At 64.5% G+C, this 1,850-nt stretch carries 1 protein-coding gene; it reads right to left on the bottom strand.

The genetic code is table 11. The features are described from left to right. The coding region (gene tkt, locus HX851_RS33420) for a transketolase (protein WP_177066533.1) at positions 1-1,850 on the bottom strand (1,850 nt) is incomplete at both ends.

Genomic DNA, 1,850 nt, shown 5'->3' with positions numbered 1-1,850 from the left:
CCCACGTACTTGTACCAGTAGTCCGCGTGCGCGGCCTCGATGGCGATACGCGCGCCGATCTGCAACGGCAACACGGCCTGCTTGTAGCTGGCGTCCTGGGCATCGAACAGGCTGGTGCACGGCATCGACACCACACGGACCTTGCGGCCCTGCTCGGTCAGCTTGTCGTAAGCCTGCACCGCCAGGCCCACTTCCGAACCGGTGGCGATCAGGATCAGCTCGGGCTCGCCCGCGCAATCCTTCAACACATAACCGCCACGGCTGATGTTGTCGATCTGCGCCGCATCGCGCTGTTGGTGCTGCAGGTTCTGCCGCGAGAAGATCAGCGCCGAAGGACCGTCCTTGCGCTCGATCGCGTGTTTCCAGGCCACGGCGGATTCCACCGCGTCGGCCGGACGCCAGGTGTCGAGGTTCGGCGTGCAACGCAGGCTCGCCAGTTGCTCGATCGGCTGGTGGGTCGGACCGTCTTCGCCCAGGCCGATGGAGTCGTGGGTGTAGACATGGATCACGCGCTTCTTCATCAGCGCCGACATGCGCACCGCGTTGCGGGCGTACTCCATGAACATCAGGAAGGTCGCGCCGTAAGGCAGCAGACCGCCGTGCAGGGTCACCCCGTTCATGATCGCGGTCATGCCGAACTCGCGCACGCCGTAGTACATGTAGTTGCCGCTGGCGTCTTCAGCGCTGACGCCCTTGCAACCTTTCCACAAGGTCAGGTTGGAGCCGGCCAGGTCGGCCGAGCCGCCGAGGAACTCGGGCAGCAGCGGGCCGAAGGCATTCAGGGTGTTCTGGCTGGCCTTGCGGCTGGCGATGGTTTCGCCCTTGGCCGCGACTTCGGCGATATAGGCCGAGGCCTTTTCCGAGAAGTCGGCCGGCAGCTCGCCGCTGAGGCGACGCACCAGTTCATTGGCTTCGCTCGGGAAGGCCGCGGAGTAAGCCGCGAAACGCTGGTCCCACTCGGCTTCGACCGCGCGGCCGGCTTCCTTGGCATCCCACTCGGCATAGATGTCGGCGGGGATTTCGAACGGGCCGTGGTGCCACTTCAGCGCCGCACGGGTCAGGGCGATCTCCGCGTCACCCAGCGGGGCGCCGTGGCAGTCTTCCTTGCCTTGCTTGTTCGGCGAACCGAAACCGATGGTGGTCTTGCAGCAGATCAGCGTCGGCTGCTCGCTCTTGCGCGCGGTCTCGATGGCGGTCTTGATCTCTTCCGGATCGTGGCCGTCGACGTTGCGGATCACCTGCCAGTTGTAGGACTCGAAACGCTTCGGCGTATCGTCGGTGAACCAGCCCTCGACTTCGCCGTCGATGGAGATGCCGTTGTCATCGTAGAAGGCGATCAGCTTGCCCAGGCCCAGGGTGCCGGCCAGGGAGGCGACTTCATGGGAAATGCCTTCCATCATGCAGCCATCACCGAGGAACACGTAGGTGTGGTGGTCGACGATGTCATGGCCGGGACGGTTGAACTGCGCGCCCAGGACCTTTTCCGCCAAGGCGAAGCCGACGGCATTGGCCAGGCCCTGGCCGAGCGGGCCGGTGGTGGTTTCCACGCCCGGGGTGTAGCCGTATTCCGGGTGGCCCGGAGTGCGGCTGTGCAGTTGGCGGAAGTTCTTCAGGTCGTCGATGGACAGGTCGTAGCCGGTCAGGTGCAGCAACGAGTAGATCAGCATCGAGCCATGGCCGTTGGACAGCACGAAGCGGTCACGGTCGGCGAACGACGGATTGCTCGGGTTGTGCTTCAGATAATCGCGCCAAAGCACTTCGGCGATATCCGCCATGCCCATCGGGGCACCCGGATGGCCGCTGTTGGCTTTTTGCACGGCATCCATGCTGAGGGCACGAATGGCGTTGGC

It is taken from the genome of Pseudomonas gingeri, assembly GCF_013385635.1.
Lineage (GTDB): Bacteria > Pseudomonadota > Gammaproteobacteria > Pseudomonadales > Pseudomonadaceae > Aquipseudomonas > Aquipseudomonas gingeri_A.
The sequence above is the reverse complement of the archived record's forward strand: the minus strand, read 5'-3'. Positions and strand labels throughout refer to the sequence as shown.